The following is a 20,797-nucleotide window of genomic DNA, read 5'->3' on the forward strand; positions in this document are numbered from 1 at the left end:
TTCCTTTGAGGTTTGGCGACCAGTTAGGCCAGCTCTATCGATCGTTTATGCGCTGCATTAATGGTGTTTTGGGCCAGTTTCACCAGCGCATCATCTTCGCCAAGGGCCTCAAGGCCAGCGGCCGTGGTGCCATTTGGGCTTGTGACCGTTTTGCGCAGATGGGTGGGATCAGGCGTTTGTTCCAAAAGCCGACCTGCCGCAACAATTGTGCCAATTGCCAAATTTCTGGCGACCTCTTCGGCCAAGCCTTGTTCTTGCGCCGCAACAACCATCGCTTCGCAAAGCGCAAAATAATAGGCTGGGCCGCTGCCGGACAGGGCGGTGACGGTGTGTAGGTCATCTTCGGAAGCGAGCCATGAGAACACACCAATGGCTGCAAAAAGCTTATTAATCAAAGATTTCTGATCTGGCGTGACCTCGGCTGAAGCAAAGCCAGCGCTGACAGAGTGCCCAACCATCGCCCCAATATTTGGCATGATGCGCACCGCAGCCGGATGACCAGGAATGGCTGTTTTGATTGTTTCGGTCGGCACCCCTGCTGCCACAGAGGCCAAAACCGTATTTGGACCAACATAGGCCCGCACGGATTTTACAGCATCGGCCACCATTTGCGGTTTTGTCGCCAGAATAACCGCGTCTGCCTTGATGTGCTTGGGCACCTCGGACGGGCTTTTGAAATAGGTGAACTGTTTGCCCGGAAGCGGATATTCGACCAAATCGCCGATATTTGGCTTATTATTTGGATCAATGGCCATGAAGTGAGCGGACATATCTAGCCCCTTCAACCAACCGCTTAGCATTGCGCTGCCCATACGACCAGCGCCAATAAGAAGGATCGTTTTCATTGTTTTTCCTTACAAAATACCGCGGTTGCTTGCGCGCAGTTTGGTCATAAAGTCCGTGTCTTGATACCGTGCCATCGAGAAATTTTTGCCATATGCCGGACGTTCGCTGCCCGCGACCCAGGCGGCACAGAGTTCGCCAGCACCGGTTGCTGCCATCGTGCCATATCCGGAAAGTGCGCAGTTCATAAATGCGCCGTCTGATCCCATTGGACCAATCAATGGCCAGTTTTCTTCGGTCATGGTGTAATAGCCACCATAATGATGCATGGTGCGTGGCAACTGCCCATAATAGGCCTTGAGTGAAGGGTTTAGGCGCGCGGCGCCGCGCAAAACGATTTCAGGGTAATTGTCCATCAGCTCGGGCGTCCAGCTGGGGCGCGTTGGTTCTTCGTTGAAGGCCCAACCCAGTTTTAGCCAGGTGCCGTTATCGCCGCCATCGGGACGGCAGTGCACTGCGCCGGGCATTGCTTGGGCAAGCCAGCTGAATTCTGGTTCTTGCAGCAACATTTCTCGTTCTTCATCTGACCAGTCGATGGTTTGGCCGTCTAAGTCGATGGTAAAGGGCATGGTGCGCGGGATGGCTTTTTGGCGATCCTCAAATGCGATCTTCTGTTGGAATGTGCAATGCACCGGAAGCGAGACACCCAGCATCTCGGCGACCTCTTTGGCAAACGGTCCCGCCGCGTTCACAATCTTTTCAGCGTGCACAACTGGTATCTCGCCGCCGCAGAGCGAAATTGCATAGCCGTCGGTGTGATTGATGCCTTCAACATCTCCGACGATACGGGTCAAACCCTGTTCCTTGAGATATTCCAGCATATACATGCCAAGCTGTTGTCCGCTTATGTCGCCACCACGGCGGATGTGAATAATTGTCTGCACATCTTGGGTGTAGGATGGGAAAGTGGATCTGATCAGGTCTTGGTTTTGAAGGATATCAACCCCGTTTGGCACACCCTGCCAATCCGGCTTGATCGGACGTTGATAGGTGGGTGCCGATGAATCGGTGTGATAGCGCAGCAAGCTGTCGGCTGTGTCCCCCAATCCATCATGCAGTTGTGACACCAGCGCATCGATATTGGTTTCGCGAGTGACCAACGAATATCCTCGACGGTTCATATTGATGCGATTGCCACTGTCCGTTGCGATGTCTTCGAGCAGATCAATTGAGCGGTTTGTGAAGGCAACCATCTCTGGATGCGGCCACCAGTTGCGATAGTTTTCGCCTGACTGGGCCGAAGTGAACTCCATGGGCTGACCTCGGTCAATCAACGCGATATTTTTGATGCCATGGTTCTTTGCCAAATAATAAGCCGTGGATATGCCGATGATACCCGTGCCTATTATCGCAACGTCAAATTTGGTTTTTGGTGCCATGTGTCTCGTACCGATTTCCTGGTTAGCCATTCTATTAAGGATGATTAGCGAATTCTTGAAAAGCCCAGTCTGCTTGAATGATCGCGCACGCAAGAATCATCAAAGCAAAACTGCACGATGACGGTGCCAAGGCGTCCGACTCTGCGCTGATGATCCTCTTAAAATTACGGCTCATTATTAAACATAGTCTCTTCTTTGGACCCTGGAGGCAGCAGAGGTGTGCCCTTTTCGTATCCCTTATTGACAAAATGGTATACGTTTTGCAAGAAGGGAATCCAAGAGGGGTCAAATGATAGAAAATGCGCAGAGTGAAACACAAAGAGCAGCCACGCCGATCTATCAGGCGTTGAGGGCCTCTATTCTGTCGTCAGAGTACGCCGCAGGCAGCGCTTTGCGGCAAAGCGAGATCGCAAAGCAATTTGGGGTAAGTAAGGTTCCAGTCAGAGAGGCTTTGCAGCGCCTTGAGGCCGAAGGATTCGTATTGCTGCGCCCAAACAAAGGGGCATTTGTGCGCGGCGTTTCGGCCAAAGAAGTTTTGGATTTGATCGACATTCGGGCCGCCTTGGAATGTCAGGCGATTTCAAAAGCCGTGCCAAATATGATTGCGGCGGATCTTCAGGCTTTGCAGGACAATCTCAAAGCCTATTCCCAAGCACCAGATATTCCGTCTTGGAGCAGGCTGAACCAGGAATTTCACCAGTTGCTCTGCGAGCCCTGCGGCAATCCTTCGTTGTTGTTCATGCTGGAAGATATTCAGGTGAAGATTGGCCCGGTGCTGCGACTTGTCGTCACCGAGGCCAACGGCATGGAGCGTCCCAAAAAAGATCATGAATTGATTGTCGACGCTTGTCTGAACGGCAATGTGGAACAGGCGACCAGGCTCGCTCGTCAACATATTCAAGAAACAAGAAAAGAAGTGGCCGCGTTTATGCGCAGGCGACCACCCCAACATGTAACCAATTAGAATCAAACGAATACTCATTCACCAAAGGGAGAAAAACATGAGTAGACTTACAAAAATCGCGCTGGCAGCCGGTGTGGCAATGTCCATGGCGGCGGGTGTTTCCGCGCAAGAACGTCTATATGTTAACATCGGTACAGCGGGCATCGGCGGCGGTTACTATCCTACAGGCGGCTTTATCTGCAACGTGCTGAACAAAAGCCGCAAAGCGCAAGGCCACAATGTGCGTTGTACCGTTGAATCCACGGGCGGATCTGTTGCGAACCTGCGCTCTATTCAAGCCGGGGAAATGGACGTAGCGATCGCGCAAGCGGACTGGCAGTACCACTCTTATCGCGGCACATCAAAGTTCGAAGGCAACGGTGCCAACGATAAGCTGCGCTTCCTGTTCTCGCTGCATGTTGACACAGCACATTTGGTCTCTCGAGCAGATCTGGGCCTGAAAGAATTTTCTGATCTGGAAGGCAAAGTTGTCAACGTGGGCAACGCGGGTTCAGGTACCGAAGCAACCATGAACTTTGCACTTTCGCGGTATGGCAGTGATGTAGACTCTCACTTTGGTCAAGCAACACGCCTGACATCTCGTGAGCAAGCTCAGGCGCTGTGTGACGGTAAGATCGATGCATTCTTTTACACCACCGGTGTGACTGCATCTTCTATCACCGAAGCAACCAACACATGCGACGCATCCGTATTGAACTGGAATGACGCGACCATCGACGCGATGATCGAAGAATTCCCATATTACGGCCGTTCTGTCATTCCGAATGGCACCTACCGTGGTCAAACCGAAGAGCTGACCACTTGGGGTCTGCCTGCGACTTTGGTTGCCTCTGCTGATGCGGACGAAGACGTGATCTATAACCTTGTGAAATCTGTGTTCGATAATTTCGAAGACTTCAAAGCGCAATCAACACTTTATGTTGCGATTTCGCGCGAAGGTTCCGTTGTGAACGGTCGTTCCGTTCCCTTCCATCCTGGTGCAGAGCGCTACTTCCGCGAAGTTGGCCTGATCAAATAATCTAAGAACAATCTTTGGCGGCCGCAGGTTTTGCGGCCGTCATCGTATATCCTACTGAGGGGGAGTGAAGATGACTGATAAGCTTCATCAAGAGGAACTTGATGATCTGATCGCAGAGAATGACACTGGCGCACGCGATCCGTCGGGCCTCGCCAAAAAGATTGTGCTGGGTGTGGCGTTGCTGTGGCCCCTGTACCAACTCTATATGGCCTCTCCGCTTCCCTTCGTCACAGGTTTAGGTCTGATTGACGACAGTCAGCAAAGATCCATCCACTTGGCCTTTGCCTTGTTCTTGGGCTTTATGACATTTCCGGCGTATGTGAATGCGCCTCGTTCTTATATCCCAGCCTATGACTGGATATTTGGCCTGTTGGCAGCCTGCTGCTCGTTGTACATTCTTGTGTTTTACCGTGACGTTGTGAACAACGCGGGCGGCATTCGTACAACGGCTGAAACCTTTGTGTCGATCGCCGGTATGATTTTGGTGATGGAAATTACCCGCCGGGTTTTGGGCATCTCTTTGGTGATCGTGGCCGCTGTCTTTTCGGTTTATGTCTTTGTTGGACCGATGCTGCCAGAGCTGATATCGCACCGTGGCTTTAGTCTGAACCGCTATGTCGACCATATGTTTTTGACCACCGAAGGTGTGTTTGGCTTGCCGCTTGGTGTGTCCAACAGTTTTATTTTCCTCTTCGTGCTTTTTGGCGCGTTGCTGGACAAAGGCGGCGCAGGGAACTTCTTTATCAAACTCTCTTTCTCGATGCTGGGGCATCTGCGCGGCGGCCCGGCCAAAGCGGCGGTTGTTTCGTCGGGCTTGACCGGTTTGATCTCTGGTTCTGCCATTGCAAACGTTGTCACCACCGGCACATTTACTATCCCGCTGATGAAGCGCATTGGCTTTTCCGGCGAAAAGGCCGGCGCAATCGAAGTGTCATCATCAATCAACGGACAAATCATGCCACCTGTCATGGGGGCCGCGGCCTTTTTGATGACTGAATTTGTGGGGATCACCTATTTTGAAGTGGTGGTACATGCCTTTGTACCGGCTATCGTCAGCTATGTCGGTCTCTTCTACATTGTGCATTTGGAGGCGGTTAAGGCGAATATGCCGATGCTGGCCAAGGTGCGCGAATCCACGTTTTTGCAAAAGATCTGGAGTTTCCTGTTTGGCTTTGGGGCAGTCGCGCTTGTCAGTGGGATTGTCTATGCTGTTGCAACAGGTCTTGGCATGCTTGCCGGCGACATGGCAACGCCCATTGCCGGGCTGATTATGATCGTGCTTTACCTTTGGTTGTTGAAGATCGCATCGCGCTATCCAGAATTGGAAATCGACGATCCCGAAGCGCCTTTGATCGAAATCCCAGAACTGAAACCAACCCTCATGGCTGGGCTTCACTTTGCTCTGCCAATTGGTGTGCTGATCTGGTGCTTGATGGTTATGCGCCTGTCACCAGGCCTTGCGGTTTCTTGGGCCATTGTTGTCATGGTGTTCATCATGCTGACGCAAAAGGCCATCATGGCGTATTTCCGCGGTGACAAAACCGGCGGATTTGGTGCCGAGCTGCGCGATGGCTTTCGCGATCTTGTCGAAGGTTTCATTTCCGGTTCGCGTAACATGGTTGGCATTGCGGTTGCGATGGGAGCAGCTGGTATCATCGTGGGCGTCGTTTCTTTGACAGGTCTTGGCCTGTTGATGACTGAAATCATTGACGCCGTCGCCGGTGGCAACGTTATGATAATGCTGCTGTTCACAGCGATCATGTGTATTGTTCTGGGCATGGGTTTGCCGACGACAGCAAACTATATTGTTGTTGCAAGCGTCATGGCACAGCCGTTGGTTACGCTTGCGGCGCAAAATGGTCTAGTGATCCCATTGTTTGCCGTGCATCTGTTTGTTTTCTATTTTGGCCTTATGTCAGGCACGACACCTCCAGTGGCGGTGGACAGTTTTGCAGGTGCCGCGGTCGCGCGATCAGACCCGATGAAAACCTGCATTCAGGCCTTTTATTATTCTTTGCGCACAGCAATTTTGCCCTTCATCTTCGTGTTCAATCCAGAAATGCTGTTGATCGGTGTTGAAAACTGGTGGAGCGCCACATTGATAATTGTTTCCTCGACGGTGGCGATGTGTGTCTTTGCAGCTGCGACACAGGGGTATTTCCTGGTCAAAAGCTTTAGGGTTGAAAGCGCATTGATGATTGTCATCGCCTTGTCGCTGTTACGCCCGGCCTTTTGGTTGGACAAAGTGCAACCGCCCTTCACCGAGGTTGATCCAACCGCGATTTACCAAGTCGTCAAAGGGGCAGAGGCGGATGCACAAATCCAAATGTTCATGCGCGGCGAGAATTTCTCGGGTGACATTGTCGAACGCAAAGTGGCTATTCCGCTGGGGGATGTTGGGGCTTCTGGTGAAGACCGCTTACAAGCGGCAACCGGCATGACCATGCGCATTGATCCAGATGGCGTCTTTGTGGACAACGTTGATTTCAATAGCCCAGCACAACGATGGGGCGTGGACTTTGATTGGGAAGTGCTTGAGTTGAACCAACCAAATGCCCGCATGTCTAAAGAATGGTTCTATATTCCAGCCTATGGGATTTTGGCTCTGTTGGTGATGTTCCAACTGTCGCGTCGCCGGAAATCAGGAGAAATGAGCCATGTATAATCACATCCTAGTTCCCATTGATCTTGACCAGGCGGAAGCCAGTGAAAAGGCGGTGCAAACTGCCATTCAAATCGCACGCGACAACGGGGCGACGTTACATTTCTTAAATGTGGTCGTTCCGGTGGGGGCCATGGCCTCTACATTTTTTCCTGCGGGATTTCAGAAACAAATGACGCAGGCAGCCATGCAGCGTTTGCATGATTTCACGGCCGAGCAAAAAACGGATGGAATTGTCAAACACCACATCGTTGCAGAAGGCGCTATTTATGATCAGATCCTAAAGATCGCCGAACGGACCAAGGCCGATCTGATCGCTCTTGCCTCGCATCGACCAGAGCTCAGTGACTATTTACTGGGCCCAAATGCCGCGCGTGTTGTGCGGCATTCACGCGGTTCGGTCATGGTGGTGCGCGACTGAGGATTAATTGGCTGAGAGCTTTTGTGTTCCGTGGGCTTAATATATAGCTAGGCTATGACAGAGTTTACAGACAGCAAGAGTTCCAGCCAGCCCATCTATGACAGGTTAAAAGACGAGATTGCATCGGGAAAATTGCCACCGGGGCAAGCACTGAGACAGCACGAGATTGGCATTCGATTTGGCGTCAGCAAGGTGCCTGTCCGCGAGGCATTATTGAAGCTTGAGGCAGAGCGATTTGTCGAGTTCAGAAAAAACCGCGGTGCCATTGTTCGCGAAATTTCGGACGATGAGATTCTTAACCTGATTGATATTCGAATTGCTTTGGAATGTCTTGCTATCGAACTTGCCGTTCCAAATATGATCTTTGCGGATTTTGCAAAGGCCGAAGAGATTTTGTCTGCCTATGACAGCCAGACAGAGCCGACGGCCTGGAGTGCCTCTAATATTGCATTTCACTTGTGCCTATATGAACCCTGCAATAACGATCATCTGCTAAAGATGATCGCTGACCTGCGGTCACGTCTGGGCCCATATTCAAATACAATTGTGTCAACGGCGTCTGGTCTTGAACGGCCTCAGCAAGAACATCAGATGATTTTGAACGCCTGTAAAAATGGCGCTGCGGATGAGGCAGCTGCATTGTTGAAGGACCATATTTTAACGACAAAGAAAGTCACGGCAGCCTTTCTGAGGCGACGGCGCGCGGGCTAGTTTGTGCAATAATGCTTTCACCGAGGCGGCAGGTCTTGGGATCTTGGTCAGTCACTTGGGTAATCGACTTGCAGCGTGATCACCATGATCGACCATGTCGCGCAATCATATGGTGTTAGCGAGATAATAAGATTTAGTGCCAGAAGAGGTACGCGATGAGGCGATCAGTGAAGAATGCCAGAATAAACTGTTGTACTTCAGGTCCTTAAAGCACTTAGCAATAGGGTCGCGCTTTTCTCATTTATGGCCAAAGCCGTGTTATAAAGTGTCGCCAATCTGAGAAGTGATTTTACGTCTACATCATGCGGCATTGCAGAGAGCGGATCTGTAAAAAATACCAACACATCTAGACGGTTTTCTGCAATCATGGCCCCGATTTGTGCATCGCCTCCTAGCGGTCCACTTTTTAGGCGTTTTATATCGAGGCTGGTTTCCTCTGCTATGCGTCCGCCCGTTGTGCCAGTGCCAAAAAGTTCAAAGCCAGCCAATAGATCTCGGTGTTTTGTTACCCATTCGATCATCGTGTCTTTCATCTGGTCATGGGCGACCAAGGCCATGCTGAGGGTAGGGCTATCATCTGGTTTCATATCAGCCTTCGGCTTTCTTGGTTATAATGGTTTTGTCTGCAGCCCAATTCCAAGCAACTGGAGATTTGCGCTTGAGCGCGCCGCTAAGATGTCGACGCATGAGATAGGAAGCATCCGCAATTTCGCCGCGTTCTAAGAGGCTTAGTATTTCTAGGTGATCGCTGCATTGCTCGACAATCCGCTCGCGATTGATTTCTGCACGGTATTCCATCAGGCGGCGCATGCGGTTGACGCGTTGCAGGGCGGTTAAAAAGAAAGGGTTTCCTGACAGGCGCGCCAGTTGTTCATGAAACTCAGACCCATTGCGCAACAACACTTCGCCGGGTGTTTCTGAAATGTCATTTTCAAGCATGCTTTCCTGTGTGCGGCGCAGATCATCCAGCACATCTCGGTTCACCTCAAAAGTCGGTTCCAGCATGGCGGCAGGTTCAATGGCCATCCTAAACCGGTAGATTTCATCAAAGGCCTCGGCCGTCTTGGCGACGGGCAACAGTTTCCAGCCATAGCCGTCTTTGGGCTCTGCCCAACCTTCGCGAGCAGCACGGCTAAGCAGTTCGTTTGTGCCGGTTTTTGTCACTCCATAGCGTTGGCGTAAGCTTTGTTCAGAAACAATTTCGGGCAGCTCATCCGTTAGCCAATCTTCGGCAAAACGCTGGTAGACGTTGCCTTCTTCTTCTTGCGCGTCAGTGAATTGCTTGAGTGCTTCAGGTGAAAGGTTTCGGGGCACGAAATAGCCGCGATTTGGGATGCGTTCGAGCAAGCCAACTTCTTCCAAGGCAATTAAGGCGTCTCGAACGGGTGTGCGGGAAACTTGGTAACTGTTCGCGATGGTCTGAGTGCCAATATGGGATTCTTCCGCAATTGTGCCGTTCAAAATTTCCTGCGCAATGCGTCGGGCGATTTTGTTACTTAAATCAGTTGTTCTCAAGGCTTCGTTTCCTCGGAATGGGCCGTTTTTACTTTTTTGAGACGCATTAGTTCACGTCCAAATTTCACGCTGGAGTTATCAAAAGTTCGTCTGGTTATTTTGCACTTGTTATCCAAAATAAGAAACGAAATTTTTTTTGGTACAAAGATGTTGGTGTGTAACCTTATGAAAAATTTAAATTTTATTTACAAGAAAATCACGCTGATTGGTTTTCTGTGTCCTTCAGTGCAATTTAATATTGGTTTTTTGTAAATTAATATGCAAATTTAGCGCAGACGAAGATTCGTCGTACAATTCTGGGAGGAAATAGTTTGTTCAAGAAAATCGCATTTGTTGGTGTCGCAGCGACACTCATGGCAAGCACTATGTTCACAGCGGCTTCTGCCGAAGGCTTTCAGGCTGAAAGCCCACAATGTATCGCTCCATCCAACCCTGGTGGTGGATGGGACTTCATTTGCCGGACAACCGCAAAATACCTGTTTGATTTGGGTGTTATCGAAGACTCAATGCAGGTCACCAACATGTCTGGTGGCGGCGGGGGCGTTGCTTTTGCCCACGTCACAAAAGAACGTAACGACGACAACAACCTGATCGTTGCTGCTTCAATGAGCACCAGCGCGCGTATCGCGCAGGGCATTTACGAAGGTGCAAAGCAAGACGATGTGCATTTCCTTGCCACGTTCGGCGCGGAATATGGGGCCATCGCGGTGCGCGCCGACAGCGAATACCAAACGCTCAAAGACATGATGGATGACATCATGGAAGATCCTCGCTCTGTGGGTATCGCAGGCGGATCCTCGGTTGGCAGCTTTGACCACATCAAACCAATGTTGGTCGCACGCGAGGCGGGCATGGAAGATGTCACCAAGCTGAAATACGTCTCATTTGACGGTGGCGGTGAAGCTATGACCGGTCTGCTGTCTGGCGCAACCGAAGCTTTGTCGGGTGATTTCTCTGAAATGCTGGGTTTCTTGGAAGCTGGCGATATCCGTATCATCGGCATCATGGCTCCGACGCGCCTAACCAATTATCCAGATATCCCGACGGCCAAGGAACTAGGTTATGACGTGGTCGGTGCCAACTGGCGCGGTCTTTACATGCCTGCGGGTGCATCTGATGAAGCCAAAACGTTTTGGTCAAATGCAATCCAAACCATGGCAGCTGATCCTGGTTTTCAAGAGACCTTGGATGCAGCCGCGATCGCACCGTTCAACAATTTTGGCGATGACATGTACAACTTCGTAGCGGGCAGCATTGCTGACGTTGAGAAGCTGTCCCGTGAAATCGGCATCATTAAGTAGCCACACTTATTTGGCCGGCCTGTGCAAACGGGCCGGCCATTTCAGTAAAAAATCGAGAAATGAACATGAGTGATCGTATATTCGGCATCTTTGGGTTGGCGCTAGCCGTTTTCTACATTTGGGCCGCTTCAATCATCAAAGACAGCTTTATGGTCGATGTCGTCGGCCCCAGAGCGTTCCCCTACATCGTTGGCACAATTATTGGAATTTGTTCGCTCTATTTCATAATTCGTCCCGATGAAGAACCCAATTGGCCGCACTTCAAGGCGTTCTCAGAGATCGTTTTCGCGGCCGCTGTAATGTTTCTGTATTGTTTGGCGCTTCCAGAGCTTGGCTTCTTGATTTCAACCGTATTTGCAACGGCCTATTTGACCTGGCGGCTTGGCACCGAGCCTCTGTGGTCTCTGGTTGCCGGAGCGTCGACATCCGTCGGAATTTACGTCGTTTTCCATCTGATCCTTGGCCTTGCATTGGCCGAAGGTCCACTCGGTTTCTGAAGGTCATAAATCATGGAAATTCTTTCACTCCTCGCAGACGGTTTCGCGGTAGCGCTTACACCGCAGAACTTTTTCCTCGCCGTTGTTGGGTGCTTTTTGGGCACCTTGATGGGCGCTTTGCCAGGGCTAGGGCCTGCAAATGGCGTCGCCATCTTAATTCCCATCGCGTTTTCAATGGGGCTTGGTCCAACACCATCTCTGATCTTGCTGGTCAGTGTGTATTACGGCGCGATGTATGGCGGGCGGATCAGTTCGATCCTGCTGAACATTCCCGGTGACGAACCGGCGATGATGACCTGTCTGGATGGTTATCCAATGGCGAAAAAGGGCATGGCAGGCGAAGCATTGTCCCTGTCAGGTGTTGCTTCATTTGTAGGGGCGTTCTTTGCCACTTGCGGGCTTGTTTTATTGGCACCGCAACTTGTGAAAATTGCCTTGTTGTTTGGCCCGGCGGAATACTTTGTGTTGTTCACGGTTGCCTTTGCAACTCTGGGCGGGATCTCTTCAAACAATCAGGCCAAGTCGGCCTTTGCAGCTGCGCTGGGTCTTGGAATCGCGATGATTGGGAGCGATTCTCAAACCGGCTCGCAGCGCTTCACTTTTGACCATATTCATCTCTATGACGGCATTGATTTCCTAATCGCGATTGTTGGCCTGTTTGCGCTGAGCGAAGTGTTTATTTTCCTTGAAAATCACCGTGGGGGTGCTGTGGCGTCCTCTGGCGAGGTCAAGATTGGCCGCATTATGCCAGATTTTGGCATGATCAAGCGCTGTATACCGTCGATGGCACGGGGCACTGGGTTGGGCTTTTTTGCGGGTGTTCTGCCAGGGGCGGGCGCGTCGTTGGGATCATTCCTTGCCTATTCGCTGGAAAAACAAACAGTTGATCGCGATGGCAAGACCTTTGGGAAGGGCGACCCACGCGGCGTCGCTGCGCCTGAAGCTGGCAATAATGCCGCATCAGGTGGTGCCCTTGTTCCAATGCTCGCCCTAGGCGTTCCTGGTTCAGGCACGACAGCAGTTCTGTTGGCGGTTCTTTTGCAACTGAATATCACGCCTGGCCCGCTTTTGTTCACCAAGAACCCGGATGTTGTCTGGGGACTGATCGCGGCGCTTTTCTTAGCAAACTTTATCTTGCTCGCAATGAACATCCCGTTGGTCGGCATCTTTACCCGGGTGCTGATGGTACCAACGCGCATTTTGATGCCGATTGTGGCGATGATTTCCTTTGTTGGCATCTACAGCATCACCGGCTCAAGTTTTGATGTGATGCTGATGGTTGGCTTTGGCATTGCTGGCTGGGTCTTGCGCAAACTGGATGTGTCTCTGGTTCCAGTGATCCTTGGCATCCTGCTTGGCAATCAGATGGAAGTGAACCTGCGCCGCGCCATGACGATTTCTGATGGCGACTGGATGGTCCTGTTTGGCAGTCCTTTGGCAATCATTCTCTGGGTTATCGCGGTCACCGGTTTTGTTCTGCCCATGGTGATGGGCCGCCGCATCAAAAAGAAAATGGAAGCTGCGCGCGACGAAGAAGCATTCGTTGGCGATTGAGCCGACATCTATCTCAATATGGTCCTGATGGGCCAACTAAGGAGTAACTAAAATGAAAATTATGACGCTGCCCTGCGATGGCATTGGTCCGGAAATTATGGCGGAGACACTGAAGGTCGTTGAAGCTGCGAATAAGAAATTTGACCTGGGTTTGACGTTCCACGAAGAAGAATCCGGCTTCCCTAGCCTTGAAAAGCACGGGATTACGCTGCGCGAAGAGGTTTTGAATCGCGCACGTACGGAATTTGATGGTGTTATCCTAGGCACACAATCCCATATGGATTACCCACCATTAGTCGACGGCGGGCGCAATGTGTCTGCGGGCTTCCGCATCGGCCTGGACCTCTATGCAAACGTACGCCCGGCGCGCACCCGTAGCTTTATACCTAATAAAGCGCCAGACATGGATCTGGTGATCATGCGCGAAGCGACCGAAGGTTTTTACCCAGACCGCAACATGTTCAAAGGCGTTGGCGAAATGATGCCTGACGAAAATATGGCATTGTCGGTCCGTAAAATCACCCGTCATGGCTCCATGCGTATCTGTCGTGAAGGCTTTAAGCTGGCGATGCAGCGCAACAAAAAAATCGCTGCGATCCACAAAGCGAACTCCTTTTTGATGACCGATGGTCTGTTCCTTGAGTGCTTCCGTGAAGTTGCGAAAGAATACCCGGAAGTTGAAACAGAAGAGTTCATTGTTGACGCATTCGCAGCTCTGCTTGTTCGTAATCCAGAAGCATATGACGTTGTTGTTGCGACCAATTTCTACGGCGACATCCTGTCAGACCTTGCGTCCGAACTGTCTGGCTCTTTGGGTCTTGCAGGTTCGATCAACGCAAACGCAGAAACCGGCCTGTGCTGTGCACAAGCACAACATGGTTCTGCGCCTGATATTCAGGGCCAGAACGTTGCAAACCCATGTTCTTTGATCCTGTCTGCAGCGATGATGCTGACATGGCTTGGTGAGCAGCGCGGTATCCAGAAATTGCAAGACGCGGGCAACGCGATTGCGGACGCGGTTGACGCGGTTATTGACGATCCAGCCAAACGCACACGTGACCTTGGTGGTTCTGTAAACTGTGATGTTTTCGGTACCTACGTTGCTGAAGCGGTGGCTGCGGCCTGATCTCTCCCGTGGCCGACCGCCCTCTCTCTGGTCGACCATATTAGGGTGGTGCCGGTCGGCACCACCCGCCCTTTTTGAAAGAATTCTAATGTCTTCAAATCCGCGAATTGCTTTGATCCATGCAACCCGAGTGGCCGTCGAGCCAATCGAGACGGCCGCCAAAGAGCTCTGGCCTGACGCGGATACGGTTACAATTCTGGAAGAAGGTCTGTCTGCGGACCGCGCGAGCGGAGCCGCAACCCTTGATCAGCTAAATGCCCGCATTGTGCGTCTTGCGCGATATGCGGAAGGCATGAAGCCGGATGGTATTCTTTATACCTGTTCTGCCTTTGGCCGCGGCATCGAAGAGGCTGCAGAGACATCTGATATTCCGGTACTAAAACCAAACGAAGCGATGTTTGAAGCTGCCATTGCACAAGGTGACGACATCGCAATGATCTATACCTTCGCACCAGCCGTAAAGGGCATGGTAGACGAGTTTGTCGAAGAGGCAGAAAGCCAAAGGTCTTCCGCCAAGATTCGATCAGTTTTTGCTGAAGGTGCGCTTGACGCATTAAAGGCTGGAAACGCGGACACACATGATCGCCTGATTGCTAAAGCTGCAAAAACCATCGGCAAGGCCGATGCGATATTGCTGGCTCATTTCTCAATGGCACGCGCAGCGAATGCAGTACGTGCGGTGACCGATGTACCCGTTTTGACCAGCCCTGAAGCCGCCATCAAAAAACTAAAGTCCGCGCTGTGCGGAACACCCAAATAAGGATCCTGTCAAATGTTGATTGGTGTCATTGCAGATGATTTCACAGGCGCAAGTGATATTGCAAACACGCTCGCTAAAGGTGCCGCTCCTGAGGGAGGGCTGGCAACTGCTCAGTTCCCGGGCGTGCCAAATTCACCGGCACCAGCTCATATTGAAGCGGGCGTAATTTCTCTGAAAAGCCGCACTGCACCGGTCGAAGAAGCCGTGTCAGAAAGCCTAGCTGCATTGGAATGGCTGCTTGCGCAGGGATGCCAGCAAATCATTTTCAAATACTGTTCAACTTTTGATTCAACCAGTGAAGGCAATATTGGGCCAGTAGGGCAGGCGCTTGCATTGGCAATGAATGCACGTGGCGTTGTGGTTTGCCCGGCTTTCCCCACCGTTGGCCGGACAGTGTATCAGGGACATTTATTTGTTTTTGACAAGTTGCTCAATGAAAGCGGAATGCAGAACCATCCGCTGACTCCTATGACTGATCCCGATATCCGCCGTTTTCTGTCTTTGCAGACCGAATGGAGCGTTGGTCACGTTGCACAAGCAGTTGTCAGCGCGGGTTCAGAAGCCGTTGCCGCGGCGTTGGCTGACGATGCGCGTAGGGGCAATATGTTTACGGTAGTTGATGCGACATCAGACCAAGATCTCATGACAATTGGTGCAGCACTGCAAGACGCATCTCTGATCACAGGCGGATCTGGGATAGCGCTTGGCCTGCCGCGCAACTTTATCCGCAAACGTTTGGCACGGGGGGGCGATACTACGCTAGATGCGCAAACCGGCCCTGATGCGATCCTTGCTGGGTCTTGTTCTGGCGCAACCCGTGAGCAAGTGGATTTGCACGCGAGCCGTCAGGCAACCTATGCAATTGATGTTCCGGATGTCATGTCTGGCAAGGTAACCGCCGACACGCTTGTCGCTTTCATTGCTGAAAACCAAGGTAAACAGCCATTGGTCTATTCATCCGGAACGCCTGAGGCGGTTCGCAAAATCCAAGAGAAATTTGGCCGTGACAAAGTCGCGGCGACGCTTGATGCACTTTTTGCAGACACCGCACGCCAACTGATCGGGAACGGATACCGCAAGATCGTTGTTGCGGGAGGTGAAACATCCGGAGCCGTTGCGCAAGCAGTGGCTGACGAACTTGGCAACCCTGCGATGCAAATCGGTCCGGAGATAGATCCCGGCATTCCTGTCTTGAAGGTCGGAGAGACAGACCCTGTATTGCTTGCTTTGAAATCAGGCAACTTCGGCGCGCCAGACTTTTTCAAAAAGGCCCTTTCCATCATGGGAGCAGACATATGAATCCCGCGGAAGTAAAAGCGCGCGATGAGATGGCGCGACTGTGTAAATCAATGTTTGATCGCGGATTTTCGGTTGGCACAGCAGGGAATGTTTCTGTCCGACTGGAAGATGGGATTTTGATGACACCGACAAATGTAACCCTTGGGGACCTGGTGCCTGAGCGTATCGCAAAAATCGATCTAGAGGGAAATCACGTCGCGGGAGATCGCCCAACCAAAGAAGTTTTTCTGCATCAGGCCTTTTATGAGACCCGTCCAGAAGCTGGCGCCGTTGTGCACCTGCATTCCACTTGGGCCACGGCGCTTTCGTGTTTGGTCGATGTGGATCCAGATGACTGCGTGCCACCTCTGACACCTTATGTGGTGATGCGTGTGGGCACTGTGAAATTGGTGCCATATGTGAAACCGGGTGACCCAAAGTCCGGACAGCTGATCCGCGATCTAAAAGGTCAGTATGCGGCTGTCTTGCTTGGAAATCATGGTCCTGTGGTGAGCGGAAAAAACCTATTCTCGGCGGTTTGCGCGGCCGAAGAGCTGGAAGAAACCGCAAAGCTGCTGGTCGCCCTGCGTGGACAAAAAACCAAACTTTTGAACGAAACCGAGGTTGCCGATCTAAAGACAACCTTTGGAACCATTTGAGGACATTATGAAAACCGCAGACCTGATTGACGATCACGCAGACAAACTACAACTCGTGCATCTTCCTTTTCGGAAGTTCGGTACAAAAGAGTTTGTTGGCGGCGTAATCGAGACCGTTAAATGCTTTGAAGACAACAGCACAATACGCGAATTGCTAAAATCCCCGGGCGAGGGGCGCATTTTGGTGGTTGATGGTGGTGCGTCGACGCGCATTGCAATTTTGGGTGACCGAATGGCGGGCTGGGCAATTGACAACGGGTGGCAAGGATTGATCATCAACGGTGCAATTCGCGATAGTGTCGAAGTTGACGAAATGGACATTGCAGTCTTTGCTTTGGGCACCTCGCCAGTGAAATCAGCGAAAGAAAACTGGGGCAAATTTGGGTGTGAAATTTCCTTTGGCGGCGTCATATTTGAATCCGGCCAATATGTCTACGCAGATGCCGATGGCGTATTGTACAGTCCTGTGAATTTGGTTTGAGTGCCAAATCTGAATACATCTGGCCCGCAATTACGATAGCTGCTGCGGCGGCCGGGGGATGGGTTGTTTCGCTAAGTGGCATCCCTTTGGGGTGGATGGTTGGCGCAATGCTTTGCACCATCGCCATGTCGGTTTTGAAATTGCCGGTACACCCTCCAAATCGCGCGATGCCCTATGTAAAGGCCTCGGTTGGAACAATGTTGGGAGCCTCGGTTACACTTGGCGTTTTGACATCCTTGCTTACTTGGTGGCCGTCGTTTTTGTTTATGGCCGCCGTTATGATAGCGGGCGGTATTTGCAATTTCCATCTCATGCGTCGAGCTTTTGCTTTTGGGCGTGCCGAAGCCGCTTTGTGTGCGGTGCCCGGTGGGATTACCGAGATGATTTTGCTCAGTGAAATTACAGGTGGCGAACAGTGGCGCGTGGCGATTGTTCACGCGCTGCGCATCGCTTTAGCTATCTTGATCATACCGGTTCTGATCGGCCTGATTGCAGATGCGGAAATTGTTCGGGCCAATGTGGCAACGCAGGCCGAATTTGTGGTGAGCGATTGGGCGTGGTTCGGCTTTTGCATTCTTGCAGGTGTTGTAACGGATCGTTTTAAAAGTTTTCCCGCTGGTTTGATCCTGGTTCCTTTGGCCCTCTGCGCTGTTTTACATCTCATTGGTGTGGCCAATTTTTCAGTGCCAGCACAGATCTCAAATCTTTTGCAAATTTTTATTGGAATTAACGTTGGTGCACGGTTCATCGGCGTTGCACCTAAATTGTTGTTGCAAGTTGGTTTGGCGGCACTTGCTGTCGTGATGGTGCAAATTTCATTAGCTTTTGGATCTGCATTGATAGCGGCGGAGTATCTTGGCGCTGACCCGCTTGCTTTGACTTTGGCTTATGCACCGGGGGGCCTCGCGGAAATGTCGTTGATTGCCGTGGCCGTGGGACAAGATATTGCCATTGTGGGGTTTCACCATATTGCGCGCGTTTTGGGCGCGCTCTTTGCTGGCCCGATTATTCTAAAATTTACCGGGCAGGATAAGGCATGATGGAAGTCCACACGGTTCATACCTTTAGCGGGGATTTGCAGGTCGTTGATCTCGTGAAAATCTTAGGTTCACGGTTGACCCGTTTACCACATGTGTTGCGCTTGCTTGCAGAAAACCACCTACGGGCAGGGGGCGATAGATCACAACTCTTGCTTGCGTTGGACTGTTGGTTAGCCGGCAAGACCAGCAGTTCGGAGTTTTGCTTTCGCCCCAACAGGCTGTTGATGCATGATACCACTTGTACCCCTGCCTTGGCAGATATCGCCGGTTTGCGCGATGCTTTGGCTGAGGCCGGACAAGACCCAAGGCAATTAACGCCAACTTTACCTGTCGAAGTCTCGGTGGATCATTCCCTTGCAGTTGATGTCTATGGTGAAAAATCTGCTATCGCCCAAAATGCCAAGAATGAGATAGCGCGCAATAGCGAACGATATGCGTTTATGAAGTGGGCTTCTTCTAACATGCAAGGCGTGCGGGTGAATCCACCGGGCACAGGAATCATGCACACGATTAACCTTGAACAGCTTGCAACATTATTGGTGGTCAAAGAAGATGGGTCGGCGCATCCAGATATGCTTCTTGGGACTGATAGCCATACGCCCATGGTCAATGGTATTGGTGTCTTGGGCTGGGGTGTGGGTGGTCTCGAAGCGGAAAGTGTCATGTTTGGCAACTCTGTCGCGCTTGCTGTGCCTGAAGTCCTTGGGGTTCGACTGACAGGGGCATTGCCTGCGGGTACCACTGCAACTGACCTTGCTCTTGTGGTGACACAGGTGTTGCGTTCGTCTGGGGTCGCTGGAAGTTTTGTTGAGTTTTTTGGTCCAGGCGTGGGCACACTTAGCGCTGATGCCCGTGCTGTCGTGGCGAACATGGCACCGGAATATGGCGCAACAACTGGATTTTTTCCCGCTGATGCGGAAGTTGTAAATTACCTTAAACGCACAGGGAGAGACGCTGAATTAAGCGCGCGTATTCAGCCAGTTTTCTGTGCGATGGGTCTTTGGTTTGACCCGCAAGAGACACCACAGTTTAACCGTGAGGTATCGATCGATTTAGCCAGCATTTCGCCCAAAATTGCTGGACCTCGAAGACCACAAGATTGTTGCGCACCGATCGAGGCGCAAAAGAATGTCGAAGCCGCTCTCGGGCGCGAGCTCTGCGCTGCAACCACACGCATGGATGTGCCAACCGATGGCGGAGTTGGGGTGGCTGCGATCACCAGTTGCACAAATACATCTGACCCTCGGTTGTTGGTGACTGCTGGTTTGCTTGCGCGCAAAGCGCGCAAGTTTGGGCTCAGGCCTCCAGCATGGGTGAAAACCTCACTGGCACCTGGTTCGCCCTCTGCGCAGGCATATTTGGATCGGGCAGGATTGACCGAAGATCTAGATGCTCTTGGATTTGGCATTGTAGGTTTTGGATGTACCACATGCATCGGAAATTCAGGCCCTCTGCCGGCCATTATCGATACTGCACTGAGCGAAGGTAAGGCAATTTGCGCAGTGTTGTCCGGCAACCGAAATTTTCCGGGGCGCGTGCACCCCAGACTGGATCTTGGATATCTTGCTTCCCCTCCGTTAGTGATTGCCTATGCACTAAAGGGTACGATCAAAGGCGATATCCTGACGGATGTGATCGGTATATCTGCTGATGGCTCGCCTGTCGTTTTGGCCGATATTTGGCCGACAGAGGCGGAAATTGACCAAACACTTGCGGATGGTTTTCGCGCGTCTGACGTATGCCAAGCATTTGCCAAAGCTGGGCAAAGTGCAGCTTGGCAGGCCATTCCAGCGGCGGCTGGCCCCCAGTTCCCATGGGATAAAGGTTCGCGCTATCTTCGGCGCCCAAAATTTGCATCCCTCAACGAAAAATCACGTCTGGGGTGCTATTCCGCCGCTCCATTGATGGTTTTGGGAAATGATATGACCACGGACCATATTTCACCTGCCGGGTGGATTGATCCTAAAAGCGCAGCTGGCCAATGGTTGATTGAACGCGGAGGAGATCCGCAAGATTTGAATGTCTATGCGGCCTATCGCGGCAATTGGGAAGTCATGGTGCGGGGGCTTTTTACCAACCGTCTCGCGCGAAACTATCTGGCTGATGGCTTGCCGCCGTCATTCACCATTCTAGAGAATGGCGCGCCATTGCCTGTGTTTGATGCAGCAAATGTGCTGCAAGCGCAGGGTCAGAATACCGTGATTTTAGCAGGGCATCGCTATGGTATGGGGTCCAGTCGTGACTGGGCTGCAAAAGGTGTGGCGTTACTGGGTGCGCGTGCAGTCATTGCAAATAGTTTTGAACGTATTCACCGCAGCAACTTGATTGGTATGGGGATCTTACCACTGCAAGTTCAAGATGAATTTGTCCCCCAAAATGCGAGAGTCAGCCCCCATGATCGGATCGAAGTTCATAGTCCGACGGCGGCTTTAACGCCAGGCCATAAGGTAGATGTCCGACTTATACGGCGCAATGGGTGCACCCGCATAATCGATTGTGTCGCTGCGGTGGAAACTTGGCAAGAAGTCGAGACGTTACGCCATGGTGGTATCCTGCCGGGAATCTTGCATCAAAAAATTACTTAGCTT

19 protein-coding genes are annotated in these 20,797 nt (G+C 51.6%); 15 read left to right on the forward strand and 4 right to left on the reverse strand.

The window, feature by feature from the left end; genetic code table 11:
* Positions 1-23: 23 nt before the first annotated feature.
* Entirely contained in the window at positions 24-845 is an 822-nt protein-coding gene (gene proC / locus ABXG94_RS10635) for a pyrroline-5-carboxylate reductase (RefSeq protein ID WP_353534064.1), read from the reverse strand.
* Between the two features lie 9 nt (positions 846-854).
* Positions 855-2,222 carry an NAD(P)/FAD-dependent oxidoreductase gene (locus tag ABXG94_RS10640; RefSeq protein WP_353534066.1) on the reverse strand — a complete coding sequence of 456 codons (1,368 nt, stop codon included), beginning with the start codon at positions 2,220-2,222 and terminating at the stop codon, positions 855-857.
* Between the two features lie 289 nt (positions 2,223-2,511).
* Here ABXG94_RS10640 and ABXG94_RS10645 point away from each other — a divergent pair, with 289 nt between their 5' ends.
* The 5 genes from ABXG94_RS10645 to ABXG94_RS10665 all read left to right on the forward strand — a co-directional run bounded on the left by ABXG94_RS10645 (position 2,512) and on the right by ABXG94_RS10665 (position 7,998).
* Positions 2,512-3,186 (forward strand): GntR family transcriptional regulator, encoded by a 675-nt coding sequence (locus tag ABXG94_RS10645; RefSeq protein ID WP_353534068.1) that lies wholly within the window; start codon positions 2,512-2,514, stop codon positions 3,184-3,186.
* Between the two features lie 37 nt (positions 3,187-3,223).
* On the forward strand, positions 3,224-4,204 hold the full coding sequence (locus ABXG94_RS10650) for a TAXI family TRAP transporter solute-binding subunit (RefSeq protein ID WP_353534070.1): 981 nt from the start codon (positions 3,224-3,226) through the stop codon (positions 4,202-4,204).
* A gap of 70 nt (positions 4,205-4,274) precedes the next feature.
* On the forward strand, positions 4,275-6,869 hold the full coding sequence (locus ABXG94_RS10655) for a TRAP transporter permease (protein WP_353534071.1): 2,595 nt from the start codon (positions 4,275-4,277) through the stop codon (positions 6,867-6,869).
* Entirely contained in the window at positions 6,862-7,287 is a 426-nt protein-coding gene (locus tag ABXG94_RS10660) for a universal stress protein (RefSeq protein WP_353534072.1), read from the forward strand. The genes ABXG94_RS10655 and ABXG94_RS10660 overlap by 8 nt, the downstream gene beginning before the upstream one ends.
* A 54-nt stretch (positions 7,288-7,341) precedes the next feature.
* On the forward strand, positions 7,342-7,998 hold the full coding sequence (locus ABXG94_RS10665) for a GntR family transcriptional regulator (protein WP_353534073.1): 657 nt from the start codon (positions 7,342-7,344) through the stop codon (positions 7,996-7,998).
* Between the two features lie 197 nt (positions 7,999-8,195).
* Here the strand turns inward: ABXG94_RS10665 and ABXG94_RS10670 are convergent, their stop codons facing one another.
* Together ABXG94_RS10670 and ABXG94_RS10675 are read right to left on the reverse strand one after the other, a co-directional pair.
* Entirely contained in the window at positions 8,196-8,585 is a 390-nt protein-coding gene (locus tag ABXG94_RS10670) for a methylglyoxal synthase (RefSeq protein WP_353534074.1), read from the reverse strand.
* A 1-nt stretch (position 8,586) separates the two neighbouring features.
* Positions 8,587-9,513 carry a GntR family transcriptional regulator gene (locus ABXG94_RS10675; protein WP_353534076.1) on the reverse strand — a complete coding sequence of 309 codons (927 nt, stop codon included), beginning with the start codon at positions 9,511-9,513 and terminating at the stop codon, positions 8,587-8,589.
* A 311-nt stretch (positions 9,514-9,824) separates the two neighbouring features.
* Between ABXG94_RS10675 and ABXG94_RS10680 the strand changes: the two genes are divergently transcribed.
* The 10 genes from ABXG94_RS10680 (at position 9,825) to acnA (ending at position 20,794) form a co-directional block, all read left to right on the forward strand.
* A complete protein-coding gene (locus ABXG94_RS10680) occupies positions 9,825-10,814 on the forward strand; it encodes a Bug family tripartite tricarboxylate transporter substrate binding protein (RefSeq protein ID WP_353534078.1) in 990 nt (329 codons plus the stop codon).
* Between the two features lie 65 nt (positions 10,815-10,879).
* The gene (locus ABXG94_RS10685) at positions 10,880-11,311 is read left to right on the forward strand and encodes a tripartite tricarboxylate transporter TctB family protein (RefSeq protein WP_353534080.1); all 432 of its coding nucleotides are present in this window, start codon (positions 10,880-10,882) and stop codon (positions 11,309-11,311) included.
* Between the two features lie 12 nt (positions 11,312-11,323).
* Positions 11,324-12,865 (forward strand): tripartite tricarboxylate transporter permease, encoded by a 1,542-nt coding sequence (locus ABXG94_RS10690; protein WP_353534081.1) that lies wholly within the window; start codon positions 11,324-11,326, stop codon positions 12,863-12,865.
* A gap of 52 nt (positions 12,866-12,917) precedes the next feature.
* Positions 12,918-13,991 (forward strand): isocitrate/isopropylmalate dehydrogenase family protein, encoded by a 1,074-nt coding sequence (locus ABXG94_RS10695; RefSeq protein WP_353534082.1) that lies wholly within the window; start codon positions 12,918-12,920, stop codon positions 13,989-13,991.
* 88 nt (positions 13,992-14,079) lie between these two features.
* Complete coding sequence (locus ABXG94_RS10700) at positions 14,080-14,751, forward strand: aspartate/glutamate racemase family protein (RefSeq protein ID WP_353534084.1); 672 nt, start codon at positions 14,080-14,082, stop codon at positions 14,749-14,751.
* Positions 14,752-14,763: 12 nt separating this feature from the next.
* Entirely contained in the window at positions 14,764-16,050 is a 1,287-nt protein-coding gene (otnK, locus tag ABXG94_RS10705) for a 3-oxo-tetronate kinase (RefSeq protein WP_353534085.1), read from the forward strand.
* A complete protein-coding gene (gene otnC, locus ABXG94_RS10710; RefSeq protein WP_353534086.1) occupies positions 16,047-16,688 on the forward strand; it encodes a 3-oxo-tetronate 4-phosphate decarboxylase in 642 nt (213 codons plus the stop codon). Before otnK ends, otnC begins: the two co-directional genes overlap by 4 nt.
* Before the next feature lie 7 nt (positions 16,689-16,695).
* The gene (gene rraA / locus ABXG94_RS10715; protein ID WP_353534087.1) at positions 16,696-17,169 is read left to right on the forward strand and encodes a ribonuclease E activity regulator RraA; all 474 of its coding nucleotides are present in this window, start codon (positions 16,696-16,698) and stop codon (positions 17,167-17,169) included.
* Positions 17,166-18,209: an AbrB family transcriptional regulator gene (locus ABXG94_RS10720; RefSeq protein WP_353534088.1), complete on the forward strand. Its 1,044-nt coding sequence runs from the start codon at positions 17,166-17,168 to the stop codon at positions 18,207-18,209. Before rraA ends, ABXG94_RS10720 begins: the two co-directional genes overlap by 4 nt.
* Positions 18,206-20,794 carry an aconitate hydratase AcnA gene (gene acnA / locus ABXG94_RS10725; protein ID WP_353534089.1) on the forward strand — a complete coding sequence of 863 codons (2,589 nt, stop codon included), beginning with the start codon at positions 18,206-18,208 and terminating at the stop codon, positions 20,792-20,794. The genes ABXG94_RS10720 and acnA overlap by 4 nt, the downstream gene beginning before the upstream one ends.
* Positions 20,795-20,797 lie beyond the last annotated feature (3 nt).

The sequence above is a fragment of the Cognatishimia sp. WU-CL00825 genome (genome assembly GCF_040364665.1).
Lineage (GTDB): Bacteria > Pseudomonadota > Alphaproteobacteria > Rhodobacterales > Rhodobacteraceae > Cognatishimia.